The organism is Gimesia sp. (assembly GCF_040219335.1).
Taxonomy (GTDB): domain Bacteria; phylum Planctomycetota; class Planctomycetia; order Planctomycetales; family Planctomycetaceae; genus Gimesia.
Window position 1 is genome coordinate 223717 of the sequence record NZ_JAVJSQ010000020.1, and the last position, 21749, is coordinate 245465.

General features: G+C 53.7%; 26 protein-coding genes. 15 read left to right on the forward strand and 11 right to left on the reverse strand.

Going from position 1 to position 21749, the window contains the following annotated elements; all coding sequences use genetic code 11:
* Positions 1-215 precede the first annotated feature (215 nt).
* Both RID21_RS18245 and RID21_RS18250 read right to left on the reverse strand, forming a co-directional pair.
* Positions 216-1640 (reverse strand): sulfatase, encoded by a 1425-nt coding sequence (locus RID21_RS18245; protein WP_350191271.1) that lies wholly within the window; start codon positions 1638-1640, stop codon positions 216-218.
* Between the two features lie 141 nt (positions 1641-1781).
* Positions 1782-2150: a chromosome partitioning protein ParB gene (locus RID21_RS18250; RefSeq protein ID WP_350191273.1), complete on the reverse strand. Its 369-nt coding sequence runs from the start codon at positions 2148-2150 to the stop codon at positions 1782-1784.
* 300 nt (positions 2151-2450) lie between these two features.
* On the opposite strand from RID21_RS18250, the gene RID21_RS18255 reads away from it, so the two are divergent.
* The 6 genes from RID21_RS18255 (at position 2451) to RID21_RS18280 (ending at position 6653) form a co-directional block, all read left to right on the forward strand.
* Positions 2451-3428 (forward strand): YihY/virulence factor BrkB family protein, encoded by a 978-nt coding sequence (locus tag RID21_RS18255; RefSeq protein ID WP_350191275.1) that lies wholly within the window; start codon positions 2451-2453, stop codon positions 3426-3428.
* Positions 3429-3481: 53 nt separating this feature from the next.
* Positions 3482-3907, forward strand: coding sequence for a DUF4112 domain-containing protein (locus tag RID21_RS18260; protein WP_350191277.1), 426 nt, complete (start codon positions 3482-3484; stop codon positions 3905-3907).
* A 156-nt stretch (positions 3908-4063) separates the two neighbouring features.
* The gene (locus RID21_RS18265; RefSeq protein ID WP_350191279.1) at positions 4064-4501 is read left to right on the forward strand and encodes a GNAT family N-acetyltransferase; all 438 of its coding nucleotides are present in this window, start codon (positions 4064-4066) and stop codon (positions 4499-4501) included.
* A gap of 386 nt (positions 4502-4887) precedes the next feature.
* A complete protein-coding gene (locus RID21_RS18270; RefSeq protein WP_145044484.1) occupies positions 4888-5673 on the forward strand; it encodes a hypothetical protein in 786 nt (261 codons plus the stop codon).
* A gap of 94 nt (positions 5674-5767) precedes the next feature.
* A complete protein-coding gene (locus RID21_RS18275; protein WP_350191281.1) occupies positions 5768-6214 on the forward strand; it encodes a hypothetical protein in 447 nt (148 codons plus the stop codon).
* Between the two features lie 118 nt (positions 6215-6332).
* Entirely contained in the window at positions 6333-6653 is a 321-nt protein-coding gene (locus RID21_RS18280) for a transcriptional repressor (RefSeq protein WP_350191283.1), read from the forward strand.
* Positions 6654-6683: 30 nt separating this feature from the next.
* Here the strand turns inward: RID21_RS18280 and RID21_RS18285 are convergent, their stop codons facing one another.
* Positions 6684-6896: a hypothetical protein gene (locus tag RID21_RS18285; protein ID WP_350191285.1), complete on the reverse strand. Its 213-nt coding sequence runs from the start codon at positions 6894-6896 to the stop codon at positions 6684-6686.
* Positions 6897-6914: 18 nt separating this feature from the next.
* On the opposite strand from RID21_RS18285, the gene RID21_RS18290 reads away from it, so the two are divergent.
* Positions 6915-8834, forward strand: a complete 1920-nt coding sequence (locus RID21_RS18290) for a PQQ-dependent sugar dehydrogenase (RefSeq protein WP_350191287.1) — start codon at positions 6915-6917, stop codon at positions 8832-8834.
* A gap of 100 nt (positions 8835-8934) precedes the next feature.
* Here the strand turns inward: RID21_RS18290 and RID21_RS18295 are convergent, their stop codons facing one another.
* Positions 8935-9072, reverse strand: coding sequence for a hypothetical protein (locus RID21_RS18295; protein ID WP_350191289.1), 138 nt, complete (start codon positions 9070-9072; stop codon positions 8935-8937).
* On the opposite strand from RID21_RS18295, the gene RID21_RS18300 reads away from it, so the two are divergent.
* The 6 genes from RID21_RS18300 (at position 9061) to RID21_RS18325 (ending at position 12873) form a co-directional block, all read left to right on the forward strand.
* A complete protein-coding gene (locus RID21_RS18300) occupies positions 9061-9273 on the forward strand; it encodes a hypothetical protein (protein WP_350191291.1) in 213 nt (70 codons plus the stop codon). The genes RID21_RS18295 and RID21_RS18300 overlap by 12 nt on opposite strands.
* Before the next feature lie 169 nt (positions 9274-9442).
* Positions 9443-9745 (forward strand): hypothetical protein, encoded by a 303-nt coding sequence (locus RID21_RS18305; RefSeq protein WP_350191293.1) that lies wholly within the window; start codon positions 9443-9445, stop codon positions 9743-9745.
* A 9-nt stretch (positions 9746-9754) separates the two neighbouring features.
* On the forward strand, positions 9755-10057 hold the full coding sequence (locus tag RID21_RS18310; protein ID WP_350191295.1) for a hypothetical protein: 303 nt from the start codon (positions 9755-9757) through the stop codon (positions 10055-10057).
* A 246-nt stretch (positions 10058-10303) separates the two neighbouring features.
* The gene (locus tag RID21_RS18315; protein WP_350191297.1) at positions 10304-10846 is read left to right on the forward strand and encodes a bactofilin family protein; all 543 of its coding nucleotides are present in this window, start codon (positions 10304-10306) and stop codon (positions 10844-10846) included.
* 165 nt (positions 10847-11011) lie between these two features.
* Positions 11012-12424 carry a sulfatase gene (locus RID21_RS18320; protein ID WP_350191299.1) on the forward strand — a complete coding sequence of 471 codons (1413 nt, stop codon included), beginning with the start codon at positions 11012-11014 and terminating at the stop codon, positions 12422-12424.
* Positions 12425-12456: 32 nt separating this feature from the next.
* On the forward strand, positions 12457-12873 hold the full coding sequence (locus RID21_RS18325) for a hypothetical protein (protein WP_350191301.1): 417 nt from the start codon (positions 12457-12459) through the stop codon (positions 12871-12873).
* Between the two features lie 12 nt (positions 12874-12885).
* On the opposite strand, the gene RID21_RS18330 is transcribed toward RID21_RS18325, so the two are convergent.
* The 5 genes from RID21_RS18330 to RID21_RS18350 all read right to left on the reverse strand — a co-directional run bounded on the left by RID21_RS18330 (position 12886) and on the right by RID21_RS18350 (position 18628).
* Positions 12886-13200, reverse strand: coding sequence for a hypothetical protein (locus tag RID21_RS18330; RefSeq protein ID WP_145191953.1), 315 nt, complete (start codon positions 13198-13200; stop codon positions 12886-12888).
* 159 nt (positions 13201-13359) lie between these two features.
* Positions 13360-15288, reverse strand: coding sequence for a M56 family metallopeptidase (locus tag RID21_RS18335; protein WP_350191303.1), 1929 nt, complete (start codon positions 15286-15288; stop codon positions 13360-13362).
* 3 nt (positions 15289-15291) lie between these two features.
* On the reverse strand, positions 15292-15675 hold the full coding sequence (locus RID21_RS18340; protein WP_187781871.1) for a BlaI/MecI/CopY family transcriptional regulator: 384 nt from the start codon (positions 15673-15675) through the stop codon (positions 15292-15294).
* 160 nt (positions 15676-15835) lie between these two features.
* Positions 15836-16555 carry an NAD(P)-dependent oxidoreductase gene (locus RID21_RS18345; RefSeq protein WP_350191305.1) on the reverse strand — a complete coding sequence of 240 codons (720 nt, stop codon included), beginning with the start codon at positions 16553-16555 and terminating at the stop codon, positions 15836-15838.
* 66 nt (positions 16556-16621) lie between these two features.
* Positions 16622-18628: a GDSL-type esterase/lipase family protein gene (locus RID21_RS18350; RefSeq protein WP_350191307.1), complete on the reverse strand. Its 2007-nt coding sequence runs from the start codon at positions 18626-18628 to the stop codon at positions 16622-16624.
* Between the two features lie 239 nt (positions 18629-18867).
* Here RID21_RS18350 and RID21_RS18355 point away from each other — a divergent pair, with 239 nt between their 5' ends.
* Complete coding sequence (locus RID21_RS18355) at positions 18868-19401, forward strand: hypothetical protein (protein ID WP_350191309.1); 534 nt, start codon at positions 18868-18870, stop codon at positions 19399-19401.
* 10 nt (positions 19402-19411) lie between these two features.
* Here the strand turns inward: RID21_RS18355 and RID21_RS18360 are convergent, their stop codons facing one another.
* Positions 19412-20434, reverse strand: a complete 1023-nt coding sequence (locus tag RID21_RS18360) for an alpha/beta hydrolase family protein (RefSeq protein WP_350191311.1) — start codon at positions 20432-20434, stop codon at positions 19412-19414.
* Between the two features lie 472 nt (positions 20435-20906).
* On the opposite strand from RID21_RS18360, the gene RID21_RS18365 reads away from it, so the two are divergent.
* The gene (locus RID21_RS18365) at positions 20907-21146 is read left to right on the forward strand and encodes a hypothetical protein (protein WP_350191313.1); all 240 of its coding nucleotides are present in this window, start codon (positions 20907-20909) and stop codon (positions 21144-21146) included.
* A gap of 21 nt (positions 21147-21167) precedes the next feature.
* Here RID21_RS18365 and RID21_RS18370 read toward each other — a convergent pair whose 3' ends face one another.
* Entirely contained in the window at positions 21168-21686 is a 519-nt protein-coding gene (locus RID21_RS18370) for a hypothetical protein (RefSeq protein WP_350191315.1), read from the reverse strand.
* Positions 21687-21749: the final 63 nt, after the last annotated feature.

Consider the following 21749-nt stretch of genomic DNA (forward strand, 5'->3'; position numbering starts at 1 on the left):
GTGTGACAGCAATTTGTTTTGGGGGACAAGCACAGGCCCGCTGTCCTTCCATCTGAAGGACAGAGCGGTAAATCAGGGAGTATGTTACCCTGTTTTTTAAAAAAACGGGCATCGGGACCTGACCGATCCCACCTAAACACCAACCATCAAGACAGTTATGCAAATAAACAACTGATTGATTTCATTTCGAACGACTTCAATTACTCGCCGTAGAGCTACTGTTTACTCGCTTTGAAAGTTGGATTCCGGAGTGGCATCTGAGCTCCCACCTGTTTGAGGTGAGTCTGCAGCCGCTGGTAGAGTCGGGAGGTCAACTCAGGCTGTTCGGCTGACAGATCGCGTGTTTCGCCCAGATCATCAGCCAGGTTGTAGAGTTCATTGCGGCCGCCTTCGTAGTAATGGATCAGCTTATGATCGCCAACACGGACGGCACTGTAAGGGACTCCGATAAAGACGTTGTAATGCGGGTAGTGCCAGTAGAGAGCATCGCGGTTGAGTGCAGCCTGCGGATCTTTGAGAACGGGAACCAGCGAGATGCCATCCACGTTTAGATTGTGGGCGGCGTTTCCCTGAACGCCGGTGATTTCAAGAATGGTGGGATAGAAGTCCATCGTGATCGTAGGAGTCTGGCAGACTGACCCGGGACGAGTGACACCGGGCCAGAGGACGATCGCAGGCACACGGGTTCCCCCTTCCCAGTGCTGGCCTTTTTCACCTCGCAGGGGAAAGTTGCTGCTGGTCTTGCGACAGACGCCGCCATTGTCAGAAGTGAAGACGATCAACGTGCGATCTGCGATGCCGCTCTGTTCCAGTTGAGCGCGGACACGACCGACGGCAGTATCGACGGAGTGGACCATGGCTGCATACTCGGGGTTATGATGATACTTGCCACGAGGCTGCTGTTTGAATTTCTGCACCAGGTCAGGTCGCCCCTGAATCGGTGCATGTACCGAATAGAAGGCAAAGTAGAGGAAGAAGGGATTGTCCTGCTGCTCACGGATGAGTGTCACTGCCTCGTCGGTGAGCCGATCGGTGAGGTAGCGTCCCGCGCGCTGTTCTTCGGTCAGTCGACTGTCCCACTTCAGTGCATCACCACCATAGGGAAAGTGATAACTGCGGGGCAGTCCCCGGTTCGTACCGCTGATGTTAACATCAAAGCCGTGATCTTCAGGCAGGTTGCCTGGCCCGCCGAGATGCCATTTGCCGACGTGCAGAGTTTTGTAGCCTGCCTTGCGAAGCGCTTCAGGGAGCGTTGTGTATTTCTGTGCGAGGTGCTGCTGCCACTCGGGTGGTTTGAGTGGAAAGTCGCGGTACTGCTTCGCCCAGCCGGGAATCCAGTCGGTCAGGTGAGTGCGGGCGGGATACATACCGGTCATCAGGGCACCGCGGGTCGGCGAGCAGGCATTGCAGGCCGCATAGTTCTGTGTGAACTTCATCCCTTCTGAAGCGAGACGATCGATATTCGGCGTCTGATAATAGTCACTGCCATAACAGGCCAGATCGGTCCAGCCGAGATCGTCGACGAGAAAGAAAACCACATTCCACGGACGCTCGGCTGCGGTGAGGTTTGTAGCCCCACTACCAAGGGTGATGAGCAGGACGACACTGAAACAGCAGACACGTTGCAGCAGACGGACCATGGAAGTTCCTCTGATCGGGGATCATTCAACTGAGCCAGGAAACAAATCGAAACGCTTGCCTGCGTTTTATGATAACGATCACAGAAGTCAGATGAAACGTTGAGCAGACGAAAGACAGGTCAAGGTTTGCTGCCGCTCGCATTAATAGATCGAGTCCACGATTTCATCGGGGGGTGGCAGTTCCAGAAGTTTCACTGCCTGGATTGTAGTATCTCCCTGGCTGAGCGCTTTCGCCACGCGATGTGCCCCGTCGAAGAGCTGGCCTTCTGGATCCAGAATGATCGGATAGTCAGAATCGACCTGTTCCATTCTTACGAAATGTTCAACCACGTTACGGAGAGTGGGCGGGAAATTGTCGTCGAACCAGCAGACACCGTCGAGGTGTTTGAGCGATTCGATCTCGATCGTAATCACCGGCAACTGTGCCGCCAGTTTCCAGAGTCGCTCCGTATACCAGACGTGGTATTTGTCACCCACCTTCTGAGTCGTGCGATCAATGCGTCGTGTCACTCGGGCGCTCCGTTTGAGATCTCATGTAGCGCTTTCCGTTCTCTCTGAAGATCAGAGGCGGAAAATATCTGCAGATTCATCATACCAGAATCGTGAGTCTCCGAGCCTGTTTTACCACGGAAACAGCCTCTGCCAGAGATTTGCTGATTCTCAGAAGACTGGCAGCCCACAGACCAGACCGCAGGCTGAGACACCCATGTTCAGTATCATTTCCACTAAATCACCGCCTCGAAAACTCTGGCATATGAATTGCGATTGATAGAAGACGTACCTCCGTAGCTCATGCAGGAGCGATAACCCATGGATTATCAAAAATTACGTAATGTTCTGAAACGAGCCGGTTCTGATTTCCTCGATGACGAATGCATGTCCAGTGGCGCTGCGATTGCGTATTACACCATTTTTTCGCTGCCGCCTCTGCTGGCGATCGTCTTCGCATTGACCACACAATTCTGGTCAGCGGAACAGGTCTCTTCAGTGATCAATTCCCAATTAGGACTCCCAGTCGAACAGACTGTCGAAGCGGAGGATGACGTAGATACGTCTGCAGGGTTCGACCTGACCAGTGTCGCGGAACGTGTGCAGTCAGGCCAGACACCGGAGCGCCCCCTCTGGTCCCAACTTCTGGGAGCGGCCGTACTGATTTTTTCAGCCAGCGGTGTGCTGGCCCAGTTGCAGTCCGCGTTGAATAAAGCCTGGAATGTCGAACCGGACCCGGAACAGGGTGGCATCATGGCTTTTATCAAAAAACGATTGATCTCACTGGCGTTTCTGATCGTTGTCGGTCTGCTGTTGTTAATCTCACTGGTGCTGACCACGTTTGTCGATGAATTTACGCGCTGGCTGGACTATGGATATCTGGACGTCGGCATCCTGTCTGCAGTCATGATTGTGAATACTCTGCTGACGCTGGGCCTGGCGACCCTGCTGTTTGCTGCGACCTTCAAAGTTCTGCCTGACGCAAATATTAAATGGCGGGATGTGTTCGTGGGAGCGGGAGTCACGGCGTTCCTGTTCGTGATTGGTAAAAGCGGTATTGCCTGGTATCTGCAATTCTCTGAGGCAGGGTCCAGTTGGGGGAGTGCAGCGACATCCATGATCGGGATTCTGATCTGGGTCTATTACTCGTCCCTGATCATTTTACTGGGAGCTGAATTCACACAAAGCTGGTCGATTGAATTTGGTGACGGCCTGATGCCGGCCCCCGGAGCCGTACTGGTGACTGCTGAGAAAATCTATCACCGAAATGAACCAGAGAATCTGTCCTGTAAAAGTTAACTCCGTCTCTTACTCCATCATAACACGACTTACCGAACTGAAAGGCGAGTCCCATGATTCAGAAAATAAAACAGAACCGTTCCCTGGCCGAATATCTTTTCCCTCCGTCCGCTGATCAGGGTGCGTATCGCGCGGAACGCGTCGATCGTTTTGCCCGGTTTGAAAAGCTGACCAGCCTGCTCGACGATTCGTTTACCATCCCGGGAACCAGTATCCGGGTCGGCTGGGACTCGATCATCGGGATTGTGCCTGGGCTGGGGGACATGATCTCCACGGTTTTATCGGGTTACCTGATCTACCAGGCAAAGCAACTCGGCGCTTCTAACTGGGTGCTGGCCCGGATGGTCGGTAACACGGGTCTGGACTTTCTGCTGGGTTCGATTCCCGTCGCCGGAGATATTTTTGATGTGTTCTTTAAATCGAACCGCCGTAATTCCCGGTTGCTGAAAAAACATCTCGACCGCCGGAACGCGAGTTGAACCAGGGTTTGCTGAGTATGATCATTTCCGTCTGGGACAACAAAGGGTCCTCGAATTCAGCTAGAAATCCGGATACTGTAAAGTGCCTGCATTTGATACCATGCTCGGGAAGTGAACGATATATTTTGTTTGAGTCCTGAACATAAAGGTCTCACCGTGGATGCTCAAATCAGAGAAGCCCATACCGAGTCGATTGAAGCCGAGGTCAGCCGGATCCTGTCCGCGAATGCTGAGACGACGGGATTTCCCTACGCGCCGGAACCGCTGAAAATCAAAATTGAGCTGGACGGAAAGCTGGTCGCGGGGCTGGTTGGGTTCACGCTGTGGGAATGGCTGTATATTCAGACGCTGGCAGTCGAAGCGGATTTGCGGGGACAGGGGCTGGGACGCCAGCTGGTGCTTGAAGCGGAACGGATCGCCCGCGACAGAAAGTGCCACGCTGCCTGGGTCGATACCTTCAGCTTTCAGGCCCCGGCCTTCTACACGCAACTGGGTTATGCTCCGTTCGGGACGCTGGCAGACTTCCCCACCGGACAGGAACGGATCTTTCTCTATAAGAATCTGACAACAGAGCCGTCTCAGTCTGACGACTGAATCATTCAGTGAATGGACTCGCGCGTCCCATCAAAGAGATTTGATATTTCATTTTAATGCCTGTTTCAGGACTGTTTTACAACCTGAATCTGAGAACCCCAATCCTCTCGACCTGCTGGTCTGATTTTGTGAGGAATTGCTATTTGTGATTTTGGGCAAATGGCTTAATATCGCGGCCCTGATTCAAGTCAGTCCCCGATGGCGAGCGCTCGTTCCAGTTGATTCTGTAACGACACAGTGAATGGATTCACCTTCATCTGGAGGCGATTTTTTTAATCGATCTCTGGTCTGCATTCACCGGGCTGCTCTCTACTCCCGGATCTGATCGTGTTAACCCCACAACTATAATGGTCCGTCTGGATCAGCGTCAGAAAGTAGAGTCACCGATGGAGCTTGCATCCCCGTCCGCCAGTTCACAGATTACCCAGCACGTGTTATCGCATATGATCAACCGTTTGAGTGCCGTCGATCCGTGTGAAGATCCTTATCCCCATATCAGCGTTCGCGATATTTTCCCGCAGGACGTCTATGCCGATCTGATTGATCTGCTGCCGGAAGATTCCGTTTACACTACCATGGGTAAGCGGCACATCATGGAAAACGGCGAATCGAATCGTTTTGAATTTCAGCTGTCCGCGGAGAACATCGACGCGAACCTGACCGACAGCCGTCACACACTCTGGACCGGCATCCGTAATGCGTTGAATGCCCCCGAACTGAAAAAGGCGGTCTTTAATCGTCTGAGTGCAGGCATCGGATATCGGTTTGGTATCGATCCCAAAGATGTCAACCAGGTAGAAGCGTTTCCCCGTCTGAGCCTGATGCGGGAAAAGCCGGGCTACTTCATTACGCCTCACCCTGACACCCGTAAAAAGCTGGTCACGTTTCAGATTGCCCTGCCCCGCGATCGCTCACAGCTGGACCTGGGCACCATGATCTACAAACGCAACCTGTCACCTAAGTTTCTGCTCAACCGTCCCAAGGGATTTCGCGGCTTCGAAAAGGTGAATCAGTATCCGTTCGAACCAAACAGCGCTTTCGCATTTTCCGTGATCAATTCGGTTCGTAAAAAGAGCTGGCACGGCCGCGAACCTCTGGAAGGGGAATCGGGCATTCGCAACAGTCTGCTCTGCATCTACTATGCCTCCAAAGAGAATGCAACGACCTACTAAAGCGGGGCGTAAAATAATAAAATTGAACAGGCCGGGACTTTTTTACAGAGTCCCGGCCTGTTTGCGTTTCTGAAATCAATATGGGGGAACAGTCATGAACTTTAAAACGACTCTGCTGACAGCCGTGATTGTTGTGCTTTCAGTGGTCACAACACTGTTTGCCATTCAGAAACAGGCAGTCCGTCAGACTCCCCGTGCGATCCGGGTCGGTCAGAATATCCAGGAAGCGATCCAGGTCATGGAACGGGCCGGGCTCAAAGAATATCTACCTTTACAGATCGCCCCTGCGAAAAAAACGGAGCGATTGACCGGCTGGCCCGTGAGTGAGGGGCATCTGATAGCCTGTTACTCAGTCGTCGATCATAAGATTGTCGACCTCGAATTGTACCTCGTCGATCAGGATTGCCAACGCCGCTTTAAAAGTGAGCAGGTACGGAATCTGACCTTCGAAGTGAAAGCCTATGCGCCGGACACAGGGGATATCCTGATGAAGGTCCCCCACAAAGGCATGCCATCTCAACAGCGTCCCCAGTCCAGATAACCGTGAATTCGACTGTCGCTGCTGCTGGAACCACGCGTCAAATCACGCTACGATAAAGAGCCGTCTGATATCAGGACATATTTGGGACAGCTCTGTCGTATCTGAGGTCTGTGGAAACATGATCCGCCGCAATCGAAGTTACCTCGAAGAATTCGCCATCCGGATTCGCGAACACAACCTGTTCAAGGCAACCAGGGAACGGCTGCTGATTGTCCGTCACATTCATGAGCAGTACCGCCAGCGGGAAAGCTTTACCGGCGTTGATGTCGCGGAATCGATCAAGGTAGCGACACCGCGGCGGGTTTCCCTGTCCACGGTCTACCGCACACTCAGATGCCTGCTTGAAGTAGAACTGCTGGACCGGCTGGAACAGGAACCGTCTTCCCAGTCGGAGCCCCCATTAATTCTGTATCGTTTGCCTGTTGCGTGGCGTGACTGACAGTTTCTTTTCGTAAGATCAGATAGGATTTCAACCACGAAAAGTACTAAATACATGATTGTTGTCCTGCGATACTGATCTGCTGTGAAGCATGTTGTTGCGATGCTGAAATACGTTGCCAATCTGCATCAGGCATCCGTTTATTGTTGATTCTGCCCGTGAAATATTGGATAACAGGGGTAATTCAAACATTCTCGCCTGAAGTTCTGCAACTTCAATCCCTCCATTAAATTGCTGATTCATAAAGGAAGCGCACCTGTGATGCTAAACTTAAAGACCAAGCTGACGCTCATATTGTCTGCCTGTCTGTCACTGTCGACAGTCTCGGCGGCGGAAAACTCTGACGACGCAAATAAACTTTCCACCGCGGAAAAGAAAAGTGGCTGGAAGCTGCTGTTCGACGGCAAGACCACCGACGGCTGGAGAAACTATCAGAAAGACAGCGTCAGTGATGGCTGGAAGGTTAAGGACGGCGTACTGACCCGCGCTGAAAAAGGGGCCGGCGATATCATCACCGATGATGAGTTCAAGTACTTCGAACTCTCACTGGATTACAAGATCTCCCCAGAGGGGAACAGCGGACTGATGTTCCACGTCACCGAAGAAGAAAAAACTCCCTGGCGGACCGGTCCCGAAGTGCAGATCCAGGATAACGTTGACGGCCACGATCCCCAGAAAGCGGGGTGGCTCTATCAGTTGTACAAACCGGCTCCTCCCCGGGCAGGCTCTGATGAAGAAAAGAGCAAACCTGCCGATGCCACACGTCCGGCCGGCGAGTGGAACAACCTGTTCCTGCGAATCGGCCCCGATCGTTCCGAAGTCGTGATGAATGGCATTCGCTACTTTCGCTTTAACAAAGGGAGTGCCGACTGGGACAAACGGGTGGCTGCCAGCAAGTTTTCCAAGTTCCCGAAGTTCGGCAAAGCAGAGAAAGGACACATCTGCCTGCAGGACCATAACGACCTCGTCTCCTTCCGCAACATTAAAATCCGGAAGCTGGCCGACGATGGTTCTGCACCCGACCCAAGTGATGGCGCACTGGCAATCAAAGGGGTTCCTGCATTTCCCGGTCTGAAATGGGAAGGCTGGGAAGCCGTCAATGAAGAGACTGGTAAAATTGTGCCACTGCGTCCTATGGTTGTGAAGAGTGCTGATGACAGTGGACGCCTCTTTGTCGCGACTCAGCGGGGCATGATTCACACAATCGACACCAAGTCCCCCAAACAGGCGAAGCTGTTCCTCGACATCCGCGAGGCAGTCGCTCCCTGGAAGAAGAACAACGAAGAAGGTCTGCTCGGTCTGGCGTTCCATCCCGACTTTGCCAGGAACGGACAGTTCTTCGTCTACTACACGGCTGAAGGAATGCCGCGGAAATCAAAGATCTCCCGCTTCCAGGTTTCTGACAGCGATCCCAACAAGGCGGATCCAAAGAGCGAAACCGTGATCATGGAGATCGATCAACCGTTCGGAAACCATAACGGCGGTTCAATTGAATTCGGCCCCGATGGATATCTCTACATCGGTCTGGGTGACGGCGGTTCGGGGAACGATCCGCTGGGCAACGGCCAGAACCTGGAAACCCTGCTTGGTTCGATTCTGCGAATCGACGTCGATCATCAGGCAAACGGCAAGAACTATGCGATCCCCGCGGACAACCCGTTCGTCGATCGTGCCAAGGCCCGCCCGGAAATTTACGCTTACGGACTGCGGAATGTGTGGCGTTTGAATTTCGATCCCAAGACCGGTACGCTTTACGCCGGTGAAGTCGGCCAGGAACTGTGGGAAGAGATCGACATTATCAAAAAAGGTGGCAACTATGGTTGGAGTGTGCGTGAAGGCACACACAACTTTGGTAATCGCCCCGAGACCGCGCAGGAGAAGCCGATCGCCCCGATCTGGGAATACGATCATGGTATCGGTCGCTCTGTCACAGGCGGTACCGTGTACCGCGGCAAGAAGCTGCCCGAACTGGACGGCATGTACGTTTACGCCGACTTCGTCTCGGGCAAAATCTGGGCACTAAAATATGATGAGAAAGCAGGAGAAGTCACCAAGAACCTGCGTCTCTCCACGAGCACGGTTCCCGTGATGGCCTTCGGAACCGACGCAGACGGCAATCTGTATTACTGCGTCGAAACCGTCAAAGGGGGCGAAGGGATCTTCCGGCTCGAAAAAGAGTAGCGGGCAGTCTTCAGTTGAGTTTGAAACCGGTGCCAGGTTCCAATGCGGGGCCTGGCACTTTTTTGTTTGCCTTCAGAGTGACCGCATTCACCAACATCACTCAGCGCTGGTTGAATTCCTGGGCCCAGTTGCGGACGGCTTTTTTGATTTGCTTCTGATCGAAGGCGGCGAAGCCGAGGACCATACCTGGGACCTGCTCCGGTTCCCGCGCATATATACGGACGGCATGATATTCCATACCGACGCGGTCGGGCTGATTACTGGTATCCAGCTCCGCGCCGTTGCACTGGGCAGTTGCCTGTTACTGTTAACTTTTGCGTTGTGCATGACATTCGGCACCGGCCTCGAAGGGCCGCTCTCGTTCTCTGTCTGGACGGCATCGGCGGCCTCCCTGCTGCTGGCCACTCATCCACAATTACGCAGCCCGGCTGCCGCTTAGTCAGACTTTGTATCACAAAACTTGCTGCGCATCATGGTTTTCAGATTCCCTGCCTGGTTGTGTCAACGCTGTCTTTTATAATATGGTAGAGTGATATGAGACCGTGTCAACTCTAATATTTCGTCAACTCTGATGACATGATGCATGCCTCCTGCCGGCGAGTTGTCACATGATCTCCCTGGAAATTCTACAAACGGTTTTTCTCGTTTTGCTGTTCATCGCCGGTGCTTCAAGTATTCGACTCTTGATTCTGTTGAAACAGGCTAACTGCTGGCAGCCGGTGAAGGCATTTGGCTTTGAAATCTATAACTGGGGATTTCACGGGAGTATCGCGCATTTCTGGAAACAGCGTGCGCAGGTCGATCCGATCATCAGGAAGAAGATCTACTTTCATCTGGTATTTGGCCCGTTCTGCTTTATGATGACAGTATTGATGTTGCTGTTGTCTGCATTTAAGGCCCCGACTCCCTGAAAGTCTGTCATGATTCCGCATTCGAGTTCTGACAAACCGTTTGCACGCGTGATGTATGGCGTCTTCTTCGTCATCGGCGTCGCTGTGATCTATTTCGCCACCCTGTTTCGAAAAGATGCCTGGCTGATTCTGGCGATCACGTTCGCGCTGTATGGGATCTTCAGAGTTGCGGGGAGGTTGCTGGCCGGCTTATCGGAGGTAGCCATTCTTAAACTGGAGAAAGTAACTTTCTACCTGTTTGTGGTGAGTGCCCTCAGTCTGGTTGGGTATTGTTTCTGGGCCGAGATTATTCCCGTGAAGTTCTTTGGGTGACAGGCAAGAGTCAACATTCGCAGCTGTTCCTGGCGAACTGCTGTTTCATTTCCCCTTCAGTGTAGATCGGCTGTGAATTCCATGCCTGTTTCCAACGAGACCCTGATACGCATTGCACATGCAAGCGTGATGAAGGATATGCTCTTCTCTCAATCCCTGGATCATTGGCAACGCCAGAATCAGGAGGATCATTCGGTTCAGACAACTCCAGGCCGCCGCGACACTACCAGTTTCAGAGGAGTTCCTATGATGGTCATTGAAGGGGACTGTAATGAGGACCTGGAGGCAGATGAGGGGGGCCTGATCCATATCTATGGGAACCTGAATGCGACGATTGAAGTCAAAGGCATTTCGGAAATCATTATCACCGGTGATGCAGGACCACAGGCGGAAATCAGAGCGGATGGAATCTGCCACATTTTTATCGGAGGGCGTTTCACCGGCAGACTTCACTCTGTTGACTCCCTGAAAGTCTGGATTGAATCCGACTTCGATGGCATTCTGAAAACCGGGGCGCCTCACACAGACATTTACGCCGGCGGAAACTTCCATGGTGAGATTTTGCCTGTTGAAAAAGGGGCGTTGCTCGAGCTGACCGTGGTGGGTTTTGCTTCCCAGCACTCACTTAACAGAATCAAGGATTACAATTACACCCAATTTCATGCGTCGATTGGAATCAGTGATGTGGCACCCGGGTTGTACCCAAAGACAGAATACTATCGACGGACATCCGATGGAAACAGTTATAATCGCTGGTGTGTGCGAACAGAGAGGCAACCGGTAGAGTGATAATCCCACCGATCCCATTTCGATCTTCATGACTTGAGTCTAGAGAAGATGGAAGACACTACCACTGGCACCTGATACACTAAGTAATCTGCTGAAAGAAAAAGATTGACGGTCCGCACCGTCCCCACGCAACATTGATCCCGTTTTTCGATTCAGGAATTCAAAATGAAAAGACGCTCGCTGCTGTTCCTGTTTGTACTCTGTTTCGCTGTTCCTGCTTTCGCTGCAGACAAGCCGAATGTGCTGTTTATTGCCGTCGACGATTTGCGGCCTGAACTGGCCTGTTATGGGAAGCAGCACATTCACTCGCCGAACATCGACAAGCTGGCGGAAAGCAGTACGCTGTTCGAGCGAACCTACTGCATGGTCCCTACCTGCGGGGCTTCGCGGGCGAGTCTGATGACCGGAATTCGCCCGGCCCGTAAGCGGTTCGTCAACTTTCTGACCTGGGCCGACCGCGATGCACCGGGCATTACGACTATGAACACCCAGTTCAAACAGAACGGCTATTACACGGTTTCCCTGGGGAAAATCTTCCATCATCCCCAGGACAGTGCACAGGGTTGGTCAGAACCGGCGTGGCGTCCCAAAGGCATCGCCTGGTATCAGCGGCCCGAAAATCAGAAACTGCACGAAGAGCGACAGAAACAGGGCAAGCGAAAGGCCAAGGGGCCCGCGTGGGAGTCAGCCGACGTCGCTGACAATGCCTATGCAGATGGCGTGCTGGCTGAGAAAGCGATTGAGAAACTGCAACAGTTGAAAAAGCAGGAGCAACCGTTTTTCCTGGCCGTCGGTTTCTTCAAGCCACACCTCCCCTTTATCGCGCCCCAGAAATACTGGGACCTGTATGATCACGACAAGATCCAGCTGCCCGAGAATTATAAAGTTCCACAGGACGCACCGGAGGAATCGATTCATAATTCGGGCGAGCTGCGGGCTTACGCGGGCATTCCCCGCAAGGGCCCCGTGTCTGAAGAGACCGCCCGCAACCTGATTCACGGCTACTATGCCTGTGTGAGTTACACCGACGCCCAGATCGGCAAGCTGCTGGCGGAACTGGATCGCCTGCAACTGAGCGACAATACAATCGTCGTGCTCTGGGGCGACCATGGCTGGAACCTGGGCGACCATACGCTGTGGTGCAAACACAGCTGCTATGAAAGTTCGCTGCAGATTCCCCTGCTCGTCCGGGCGCCGGGCATCCAGGGAGGACAACGGCGGTCCGCGTTAATCGAAACGATTGACGTCTACCCTTCCCTCTGCACACTGGCTGGGATTCCACTACCCGAACACCTGGCGGGCCAGAGCTTTGTCGAACTGATGCGGAATCCGGATACGAAATGGAAAGAGGCTGCTGTGAGCCGTTTCCGTAACGGCGACACGATCCGCACCGACGCACTGCGTTACACGGAATACACCAATCCCAAAGGGAAACGGACATCACGCATGCTCTACGATCACAGTTCCGATCCGCTGGAAAACCAGAACGTGGCGGAGAAACGAACCGACGAGAGTCAAACGCTGTCGAAACAGTTGAACCAGATCAAAGGCCGCGACGGGAGACTGGGGCGGAAGTAATACACAAGTCGGTGATCAGAATTCGGAATTAGATGGTGATACAAGATTCAGACAGTCTGATTTTGAAAACGCTTCTGGAGTCGCTCCCCGAGTTGTATCAGTCCTGCAAAGCGGACAGGAAGCGATTGCATGACTGGGAATGGGAGCAGGAGGATGCTCCTTCCATTCTGGGGGAGATGGAGGTGCGTGCTACTACGATCGCCGGTTATGCAACTTCGCTGCAGAAACCAGACTACAATGGCAGCCGGGATCTTCGGGCAATGGTCAGTGGACTTCAGCAGGCCTCAATTCACCAGTCTGAAACTTTGAGAAACTGGATGCAGACGGAAGCGCAGCACTATCCTGATTTTGCTCTCTACATTGAAACACTGGAAGCGCTACTCTGGCTGGCTGTGAAACAGGTTCGGCAGGAAGTCATACTGAGGAAAGAAACAGACCGGGGTACTTAATTATTCCCCGCGTCAGTTCTCGTTATTCACTTCCAGTTCGAGATAGCCTTTGCGGTCGATGAAGACTTTGTAGAGGCTGTGGGCGCCGTGCCAGCTGGGGAGTCCGCTGCGGACCGTCAGACATTGATCGTGGGTGCCATCGATTTCGAGGGTGCGACTGCCGCACAGATCGACGCGGGCTTCGATTCGATGTTTCTGTGGATTGATTTCGGAGTGAAGCGTTTCGCCCTCCGCGATGGAGCCGATGGAAACGCCGTCCACCAGAATTGAAAACTTGCGCATCTTGTCGGCACAACCGGGTTCACGTTTGACGGTGAGTTTCGACATGACAGGACCTCCCTCTCTGCAGCAAACAGAATTCGCGTATGAATTACATTTGTACGATTGAGTTGGCGTCCTTCTATTTTAGGCAGTCCCTGTCCGGGTTTCCAGAAAAATCAACGATGGCCGTTTACACCTTTCGATAAGCCGATACCTGTCAACAGCTTACCGGGCCTGAGGAGCGGGCGGTAAATTGGTCTGCGGTACAATCTGAATCGCATTGAACATGGAATAATCGCTGTCCGCACGAAAGCTGGTCAGGGTCAGTTCCTGGCCCGTCTTGATGTCAAAATCGAAGCTGACGTACTGCACGCCTTCGCGGTAGGGCTGATTGCGATAGTTCCAGGTGCCGTCACTGGCGGTCGCTTTCTGACCGATGATGCGCTTACCGACTTTGAGTTCAATTTTCGCGTTCTGATTCGGTGCATCACCGTGCGCGAAGACATAGATTTTGTATTTCCCGGCCGGCAGATCGAGGACCCTGGTCTGCAGATCGACACAGCGGCAGTTGTGATAGATGTACCCCTGAAAGATGCCGGACTGGCCCTGAATGCCCCACTCACCATCGTGCCGGGTGACACGCAGGCGAACGGTGCTGGGCATGGCATCGCTATACCGTGTGTAGTCAACCGCGGTCGTGCCGAGGTCAACCATGTTCCAGATATCCTGCGGACGCCCCACGACGCCATCGTAATTTCCAATTCCCGGATCGTGGGCAAAGACGATATTCAGTGAACGGACCGCGGGACGGTTCTCTTCGAATACCCGAGGTTGCTGTTTACCATTTCTGAGCATGACCTTTCCCGGAGGCTGAGGAAGCGGCTCCTGAACGCTGGTCTGTGCTGGGAGCTGTTGTGATTGTGCCACGGCTTTCAACAGGACATCCGGTCCTCCGCTGGGTTCGGACTTCGCGTGGGCTGTGATTTTTGCATGTGTCTGCAGCGGCCGATCGAGTCTCACTACCTCCTGTATCTGGGGTAGATCAGCAGATGCGTCTATCGCGAAGGCGACCGGGAGGATTGCCAGTAGACTAGTCAGCGCGACAAAGGTGAAGGTGAGTGCCAGTCGCGTGCGGAGGCTGGCCGGACGTCGGTCGCGGGTCTCCTGTAGGATGGACTTCAGGCGGCGGGAAAACCCACTCTCTGCAGCCAGCGAGACGGCTGTCAGTTTCAAGCTGCGGCTGGATCGAAACGCGGAGACTACCTGCAGGAGTTGATCTGCATAGTCAGACGCCCGGGTGCCGTGCTGCAAAACGATGTCATCGCAGGCATGTTCGCGTTCGAGATAGAGTTTCCGTGAGGCGAACCAGACCAGGGGATGAAACCAGTAGCAGGCGTGTGTCAGTTGTACGAGCAGTTGCCAGAGACAGTCGCGTCGGGCCACATGCGCCAGTTCGTGCAGCAGGGCACAGCGGACTTCCTGTTCCCTCCAGTTCTGTGCTTCGCGGGGCAACAGAATCGAAGGACACCTTACACCCCACGTCATGGGGAGCGAACGTTGATCGGTCGTTAACAGGGAGACGGATTGAGAACAGTTCAGTTCAACGCGACATTGTTGCAGCAGATCGAAGAGCGGCCCCTCTGTGATGATGTTACATTGTCTGCTGAAAGCGTGGAGGCGAAACTGCAGCAGCGCCAGCCGAAACAGCATCACCAGAACTCCCGTCAGCCAGATAGCATTCCAGTGAATGCCGATACGCGGGAGGGATGCAGCGCTGTCTTGTGCGTTCTGAAGTTGTGTATTACAGGCCGCTGGAAGCTTCATATGGGCCGCAGGCTGTGCTGAGACTTCAGGTAAAGATCCTGGGAGCGTCTGTTGCGTGCTGCTGGTCACGGGTGTGGAGAAGGACGATGCTGTTTCCTGAGTCGCGAGCGCTGGTCGCGTCAGCTTGGGCATACTCCCGTTGACGAAGAATAAGGCGAGCACCGCCAGCAGGGCGCCGCTCCAGACCGTGTGACGAACGGCTGCACTGGCCTGTGGCAGCAGTCGCGTGGCGACCAGTGCGACGAGCAAGATCACAGTCGACTTGATAATCAGGTCCAGCAGGAAATCAGGCTGCCCGATGAACGGAATGGATTGCAGAATCGTTTGCATCGTTTAGTTTCCTTTTTCTCGAGCTGCTTTAATCAGTTTGACCATTTCGCGTAATTCGTCGTCCGAGAGGGCTTCGTCATCACTGGCGAGCTGTGCTGCCAGTGCCTGCTTGAAGGAACCATCAAAGAAAGTCTGAACGACATGTTTGAGGGCTTTGGTGCCTTCCGGGCGTCGGGGAGACGTGGGTGCGTAAACAAATTCACGCCCCTGCTTGTGCCTCTGGATCAGCGACTTGTCCATCAGGATGCGGAGCATGGTGCGAATTGCAGTGGGGGTGGGCGGACTGGGCAGATCGCTCTGGATCTCCAGCACGGTCGCTTCCCCGCGCGAATAAAGCGAATCCATGATCTGGCGTTCCCGCCGACTGAGTTGGGCCTGTTGTGACATGGGCTGTTTCCTGTGCATGGCAGCAATTGTTACGCTAATTTTTTAGCGTTTCCACGAAGGGTCGTCAATACGAAAAGCTAATTTTTTAGCGAATACATTATCCAAGTGTGATATGCGTTCCACGGGTTACGGAATGCAAAGCATCTAACCCGATTCATTCTCACCGGTTATAGATCACAGGCATCTGCCCCTGCCACTGTTGCCAGATTTCGTCCTGGGTCACCAGTTCCGCCATGAAATGGGCTACGTTGATGCGGCTGGTCTTGCCGGGGTTGAAGATTGCACTGCGCGTGGGTGAAGGGGAAACGTCATACGCAGAGACTTCATCCAGATTGATCAGGGAATCGGGGCGGACGGCGGCCCACTGAAGACGGTCATGGTTCTGACCGATGTGCGTTCGCAAATAGTCAGCGGCCTGTTCGTTATCCCGGTGTGGAGGGACCAGAGTGCGTATAAGCCCCACCACGCAGCGCTGGGCGAATGACACCGGCTCCACGAGATCGCGGTTACGGTTGCCCGCGGTATTCATGAGCACCACGCGGACAGGCTGCGCGGTGCCTGAGTCAGGAACTGCTGCACACAGCCTGCGGATCGTATCGGTGACGAGTAGCCTCGGTTTGCCGAAGATCCCCTTGAAGGTCAAGTTGTGCCCCAGGCAGGAAGTGAGCGCGGTACAGCCTGCGACATGACGCGCGAGTTCATCAGGACTCAAGTCAAGCACGCTGGCCTGGATTTCGGTGAAGTCGGGATGTGTGGTGATGAACTTATTGAACGTACCGGTCCGGCGCACGAGGGCTTTCACGGGTTCGTTCCGTTTGAGTAACTGTTCCACGAGCAGCCGTCCGGTGGCACCGGTAGCGCCGACAACGAGGGTGGTCATACTATGAATCTTTCACTGGTGATTGCAGTCGGATCGCCTGCTGAGCATACTGCCCCACGCCGTTCGTTACTGTTGCGGAATGAATTTCAGTTCTGCGAGCCATTCCAGGGACTGTTTCTGCCAGGCATCCCAGGAGGGACCTTTGTAGCCGTTGAGGCCATGTCCGCCATCGGGGAGTTCGAGCAGTTTGGATGGAATCTGTTTTTCCTGCAGGGCTGCATAGAGTGCCTGGCTGTTTTTGATGGGCACCGGTTTATCGTCGACCGCGTGGGCCAGAAAGATCGGCGGTGTCTGATCGGTGACCTGTTTTTCATTCGAGAACAGTTCGATCATCTCAGCCGTGGGTTCGGGACCGAGCAGATTCTTTTTCGAGCCGCCATGCGTGGTTTCTCCCATGGTGACAACGGGATAGACGAGAATCGCGAAATCGGGACGGGAGCTTTGTCGGTTGATGGGATCTTGAGCCTGGGAATCGCCGGCATCAAAGTGTGTGGCGGCGGTGGAGGCGAGGTGCCCGCCTGCGGAGAAGCCCATGATACCGACCTTCCCGGGATCGATGCCCCAGTCTTTCGCATGCGCGCGAGCCATGCGGATCGCCCGCTGGGCATCCATCAGCGGAACGAAGGAGCGACCGTCGGGCATGCGATACTCGAGGACGATCCCCGTCACGCCATGCCTGTTGAGCCAGGCAGCGATGCCGTGCCCTTCTCCGCCGGTGACGACGCGCTGATATCCGCCGCCGGGACAGATGACGATGGCAGCACCGTTCGGTTTTACGGGGCGATGCAGCGTGAGTTTCACGTCTGCCTCTTCGAACTGGTCCGCACCGACCGGGGCTTTGCCGTCCCAGAGGGAGAAGACTTCGGGGGGCAGACTGGTCTCTGAAGCAGAGTTGGTTTCGCCTTCCGGAATGAGCAGCGTTGAGAGTACCTGGGCATAGACGCGGTGCCCGAAGTCGTTGGGATGATTCACTCCGTTACCGGTCAGGTCCCAGTCCTGTTTGTGTTTGAAGAATTCGGTCCAGAGGGAGGTCATGTCGGCTAAAGCGACTCCCGGCTGTGTGAGTTCCGCCAGCGCGTCGCGATACTGGGGAAACAGTTCATGTTTGAGTCGAATCCAGTCCCGGTTCCCCAGCATGGGGGCGACCAGAATGAATTCTGCCCGGGGCTGTTTTTTGCGAATCTGTTCGATCAGCGCCTTGGTGTTGGCTTTAAATTCTTCCGCCGAACGACCAGCTGAGTCATTCATCCCAAAGGCGATGATGACCAGGTCGGGGTCGGCCTTGACGACTTCGTCAACTTGTGTCAGGGCCCACTTCGTGTCTTTGCCGCCGACGGAAAGATTGGTCAATGCGATCCGGTTCTGATAATGGTGCTGCAGGTTCTCCTGAAGCAGTCCGAAGAATGCCGGCTGGAAGGGAGCTCCCCCGGCCCAGCCCGAGGCATTACAGCCGGTGGAGATGCTGTCACCCAACAGGACGATGGATGTCGTGTCGTGTTTCTGCAGTTTCTTGATCGTACGAGGCAGCGATTTGGCATTAAAGACCGGTTCGATCTTACTCCAGTCGACGGGTTCGTGGGTATAAGTGATGCAGGTCTGCAGATCGTGGTATTCGAGTTGTCCACCGAAGAAGATTTCACCGTGGCCATCGCGGTGCGTCAGCTTGTGCCTTTGTGAGTTCGCGGGGCGCCGCATCTGGGTGGGAAACTTCCAGACGATGCGTGTGTTTTCGGGGAGTGTGATTTCGCGCGAACCGGGTTTCCAATGGTAGTCGCGACCTTCTTCGTAAGTAACGTCTCCCGCGCTGTTCGTAATCTTGAGCACTTTCTGTGCTGGGAACAGCAGTGAAGCTTTCGTTTGACCCGTTCTCAAATCACGAATAAACAGGACTGATTCACCGCGAACGGTATCGCCTTTCCAGACCGGTTCGAGTAGTTCCTCTGAGAACTGCCACTGCCCGGGTGCGGGTTCCTCTGCGTGAGTGAGAGACGTCAGACAGATCAGCGTCAGCAGACTGAAGACCAGCGTTAAACAAACAAAGGGGCGACGCGCGGTGGAAATTGGCTTGAGCACGTGAATCTCCATTAGTGAGGACTCTGAAGAACGATCACAGGTGTTTGATGATAGCCCTTATTATAGCTGTGCACATCCCCTGTGTCTGCTCATTCTCAAAGAAGAGTTGCCCGGGAATCGTGAAGAATTCTCTTAGGATCTGCAGCTTGACCCGCTATGATGAAGGTACCTTTCCCTTAAGTGCTCAAACGGGAACACACTGTTACAGAATCAGAAATTCCTTTTTCAACAGGCTCCTCATGATTCATTTCCGTTCTGTGTTCTTAATGATGCTGATGATCCTGCTGGCAGACATCGCTGCTTTGCTGGCAGATGCGGAGAAGAAATCTGAGCCTGAGCTGAAAATCACCGAACCTAAACTGGATAATTCGGACGTGGAATGGGAAGGCAATTTCTTTGGGTTCTTTCCACGCATTTCCCGGCGGGCGACCCGGTTTGCGAAACACATTTCCCCGGAAGATAAAAACTGGCTGCTGAAGAATCTGAAACACAAAGACCGGACTGCGATCTGTCATCTACTGCTGATCGAGTACTGGGGGCCACCTGCCGCAGAGGGTGAGATCAAGCACTCACTCTCCGCCTGGTACGGACTGACGGCAGAGCTGCAGGCCTCCGGTGAAATACGCTATGACGAGGCAGACCGAGAAAAATTATTCAAGCTCTGGACCAAAGTGTTGTCCGACCCAAAAAACAGATTTAAGCACGGTGAAGGAAATCTTTTTTTGCGGGATCCGTTTAAACGGAAAAAGAAACAACAGTTGGATGATCAGTAAGCCAGATCCATTAATTTTTACCGGACCCGGTTTTTGAAACCTCTAACTGCCATTCGTCCTCGGGATCAAGTTGCTCGCGACAGGCTTTGCCCTGCAGCCACTGGCGGGCCTGTTTGCTGTCGAGGAGGTAGGTGTCCCAGAAAGCGGTGGTGACGGCGAGAATTGATTTGTGGTGGTTGGGATTCCGGCGCGCCAGACCGCGGCGCTGTCGTCCATCAGAAAATGCGGAGTGTTGCGCGTCGAACAGGACGAGTTCGTATTTGTCGATGCTGTCCGGCAGGCCCTGATAGACTTCGCGGCGGTCGGCGACGGTGGTGTCGTTAATGGGTGAGGTATCTTTGGTGCCGGTGAGTAACATCCAGGGTATCGAAACCTGTCCGAAGGAGTCTGCAGGTTCCGCCCGGCCGTGAATGCTGGGGCTGAACATCACAGCGGCTTTGATGCGGGGATCGGTATAACGTTTTCCCAACAGCCGCCAGGACTGACCACTGACGCCCTGCGTGGTGACTGCTCCATAAGAGTGGCCCGACATGCCGACGCGGCTGAGGTCCATTCGCTGATGAAACTGATGTTGTGAATCAGCATTCCAGCGGGTGAGTTGATCGAGGACGGCACTCACATCCTGGTAACGGTCGACGGTATTCTGCAGGGTGGTCGCGGACTTGAGTGCCCGCAGCCGCTGCAATGCGGGGACGTCTTTCCAGACTGCTTCATCACTGCCGGGATGCTGCAGGTAGACCACAACATAACCGCGGGCCGACCAGTGCTCTCCCAGGTACTGTGAGCCGGTACGGGCGCCTCCCAGACCGTGACTGAATAACAGGACCGGCGCGGGCTGCTCTGATTTCGGGAGATAAACCCGCAGGGGGATATCGCGATTTCGACTTTGATCCTGCATGGTGAGATCAACGGGAGCCGCGGATTTGCCTGACTCTGTTTTAAGGGGATCGTACTGTGCCGCCTGCGTGACAGAGAGCGGTGAAAGCAGGAGCCCTGAAAAAAGTAACCACAGAGAGAATCGTATAACTTTCATGCTCTTCTCTTTCGACGGAAACAGACATCTGCATGGCACAGGTAAGCGGCTTACTGATTTAACACCAGCGTCTGCAGGATGTCTCTGAAAGATAACGGGAATCCTGCGGATTCAAATCAAATTCGGCAGCAGACCTCAATATTAAACATTATTAATAATTAATGGGATTAAACGAATAATCAGGTTGACCACTAATACACAAATTCACATACTAATTTGAGACATGGTCTTCTCCGTGTCTGGCACCCTTCACCCCAACACTTTCGATGTAATTCACAACGAGACGAAAAGCCCTGAAAAACAGGCACAATACATTTCTTCCTAAACTTTACGAACAGAATTGGCAGGTCCTGTCAATTCAGAAAGAGGGTGCTCTATGCTTTCGCGTTTGTTACGTTTGTCAGGGTCAATTTTACACGGACCATCCGGTTTATGCGCGTTTTTATTCGCGTTCCTGACGGGTCTCCTGCTGTTGTTAAATCACCTGATTTTTGTCGATGCAGAAGGGGTCACACTCATACCGGCGAATAAGAACATTCGGGGAATGGGGCCGGTGACACGCGAGCTGATTGAACTGACCCAGGATATTGACTGGGCTAAAAATCCGGAAAAGAAGAAACGCGTGTTTGAGTTGAACTCCCGTCTGACGGATCCGGAGCGACAGAACAAACCTTATATCGATCCGGTCCCCTACCCGGTTCAAGTCGACTGAGGGAATGGGAATGGATGTCTCTCAGTCTTCACCTGTGACACGATCCCGGTATGCTTCCCAACCTGCGAAACCTTTCTGCAAAAAGGCGCCCAGTTCTTCAGCAGAGGCAAGAATAAGTACATCAGGCCAGCGGGAAGCCACCCGATCTGCCACTTCGCGCGAGGTGACCAGGGGACGCGTCTCTTCCATCGCGGGAAGCATGACCATGTTTCCCGCCTCGGCCAGAGCATAAAGCACGTTGAGAATTTCCGTGGTCAGTCCACGCAAGGCAGCCATACCTCCTGAGACATCGGCATCGGAGTCCAGGTGATCCATAAAAAGTTCAAATCCGGAACCATCGGAGAAATCAAACTGGTAACAGTTGGAGTCCAGTGGCAAGGTCGCTCCATGAGACGTCAGCAATTCACGTAACGCATCACGGTCGGCCGGTGAAAGAGACTCCCCCACCGGCTTCTGCATGACTTCGCCAGTAAAAGGATTCACGGCTTCCTCGGTCTGATCACTGAGGCGAGACGTCTGGAAGAAAATATCAAAACTCATGGGAGTTCCTTTGGATTCTGACGGAGAGCGTGGGAATTCAATTTCAGGTCAGACTAACTGTTG

Coding starts and splice junctions, on each gene's coding strand:
- RID21_RS18245 (WP_350191271.1), bottom strand. CDS start 1,640: ATGGTCCGTCTGCTGCAACGTGTCTGCTGTTTCAGTGTCGTCCTGCTC.
- RID21_RS18255 (WP_350191275.1), top strand. CDS start 2,451: ATGGATTATCAAAAATTACGTAATGTTCTGAAACGAGCCGGTTCTGAT.
- RID21_RS18260 (WP_350191277.1), top strand. CDS start 3,482: ATGATTCAGAAAATAAAACAGAACCGTTCCCTGGCCGAATATCTTTTC.
- RID21_RS18270 (WP_145044484.1), top strand. CDS start 4,888: ATGGAGCTTGCATCCCCGTCCGCCAGTTCACAGATTACCCAGCACGTG.
- RID21_RS18275 (WP_350191281.1), top strand. CDS start 5,768: ATGAACTTTAAAACGACTCTGCTGACAGCCGTGATTGTTGTGCTTTCA.
- RID21_RS18280 (WP_350191283.1), top strand. CDS start 6,333: ATGATCCGCCGCAATCGAAGTTACCTCGAAGAATTCGCCATCCGGATT.
- RID21_RS18285 (WP_350191285.1), bottom strand. CDS start 6,896: ATGAATCAGCAATTTAATGGAGGGATTGAAGTTGCAGAACTTCAGGCG.
- RID21_RS18290 (WP_350191287.1), top strand. CDS start 6,915: ATGCTAAACTTAAAGACCAAGCTGACGCTCATATTGTCTGCCTGTCTG.
- RID21_RS18300 (WP_350191291.1), top strand. CDS start 9,061: ATGATATTCCATACCGACGCGGTCGGGCTGATTACTGGTATCCAGCTC.
- RID21_RS18295 (WP_350191289.1), bottom strand. CDS start 9,072: ATGGAATATCATGCCGTCCGTATATATGCGCGGGAACCGGAGCAGGTC.
- RID21_RS18305 (WP_350191293.1), top strand. CDS start 9,443: ATGATCTCCCTGGAAATTCTACAAACGGTTTTTCTCGTTTTGCTGTTC.
- RID21_RS18310 (WP_350191295.1), top strand. CDS start 9,755: ATGATTCCGCATTCGAGTTCTGACAAACCGTTTGCACGCGTGATGTAT.
- RID21_RS18315 (WP_350191297.1), top strand. CDS start 10,304: ATGATGGTCATTGAAGGGGACTGTAATGAGGACCTGGAGGCAGATGAG.
- RID21_RS18320 (WP_350191299.1), top strand. CDS start 11,012: ATGAAAAGACGCTCGCTGCTGTTCCTGTTTGTACTCTGTTTCGCTGTT.
- RID21_RS18325 (WP_350191301.1), top strand. CDS start 12,457: ATGGTGATACAAGATTCAGACAGTCTGATTTTGAAAACGCTTCTGGAG.
- RID21_RS18330 (WP_145191953.1), bottom strand. CDS start 13,200: ATGTCGAAACTCACCGTCAAACGTGAACCCGGTTGTGCCGACAAGATG.
- RID21_RS18335 (WP_350191303.1), bottom strand. CDS start 15,288: ATGCAAACGATTCTGCAATCCATTCCGTTCATCGGGCAGCCTGATTTC.
- RID21_RS18340 (WP_187781871.1), bottom strand. CDS start 15,675: ATGTCACAACAGGCCCAACTCAGTCGGCGGGAACGCCAGATCATGGAT.
- RID21_RS18345 (WP_350191305.1), bottom strand. CDS start 16,555: ATGACCACCCTCGTTGTCGGCGCTACCGGTGCCACCGGACGGCTGCTC.
- RID21_RS18355 (WP_350191309.1), top strand. CDS start 18,868: ATGATTCATTTCCGTTCTGTGTTCTTAATGATGCTGATGATCCTGCTG.
- RID21_RS18360 (WP_350191311.1), bottom strand. CDS start 20,434: ATGAAAGTTATACGATTCTCTCTGTGGTTACTTTTTTCAGGGCTCCTG.
- RID21_RS18370 (WP_350191315.1), bottom strand. CDS start 21,686: ATGAGTTTTGATATTTTCTTCCAGACGTCTCGCCTCAGTGATCAGACC.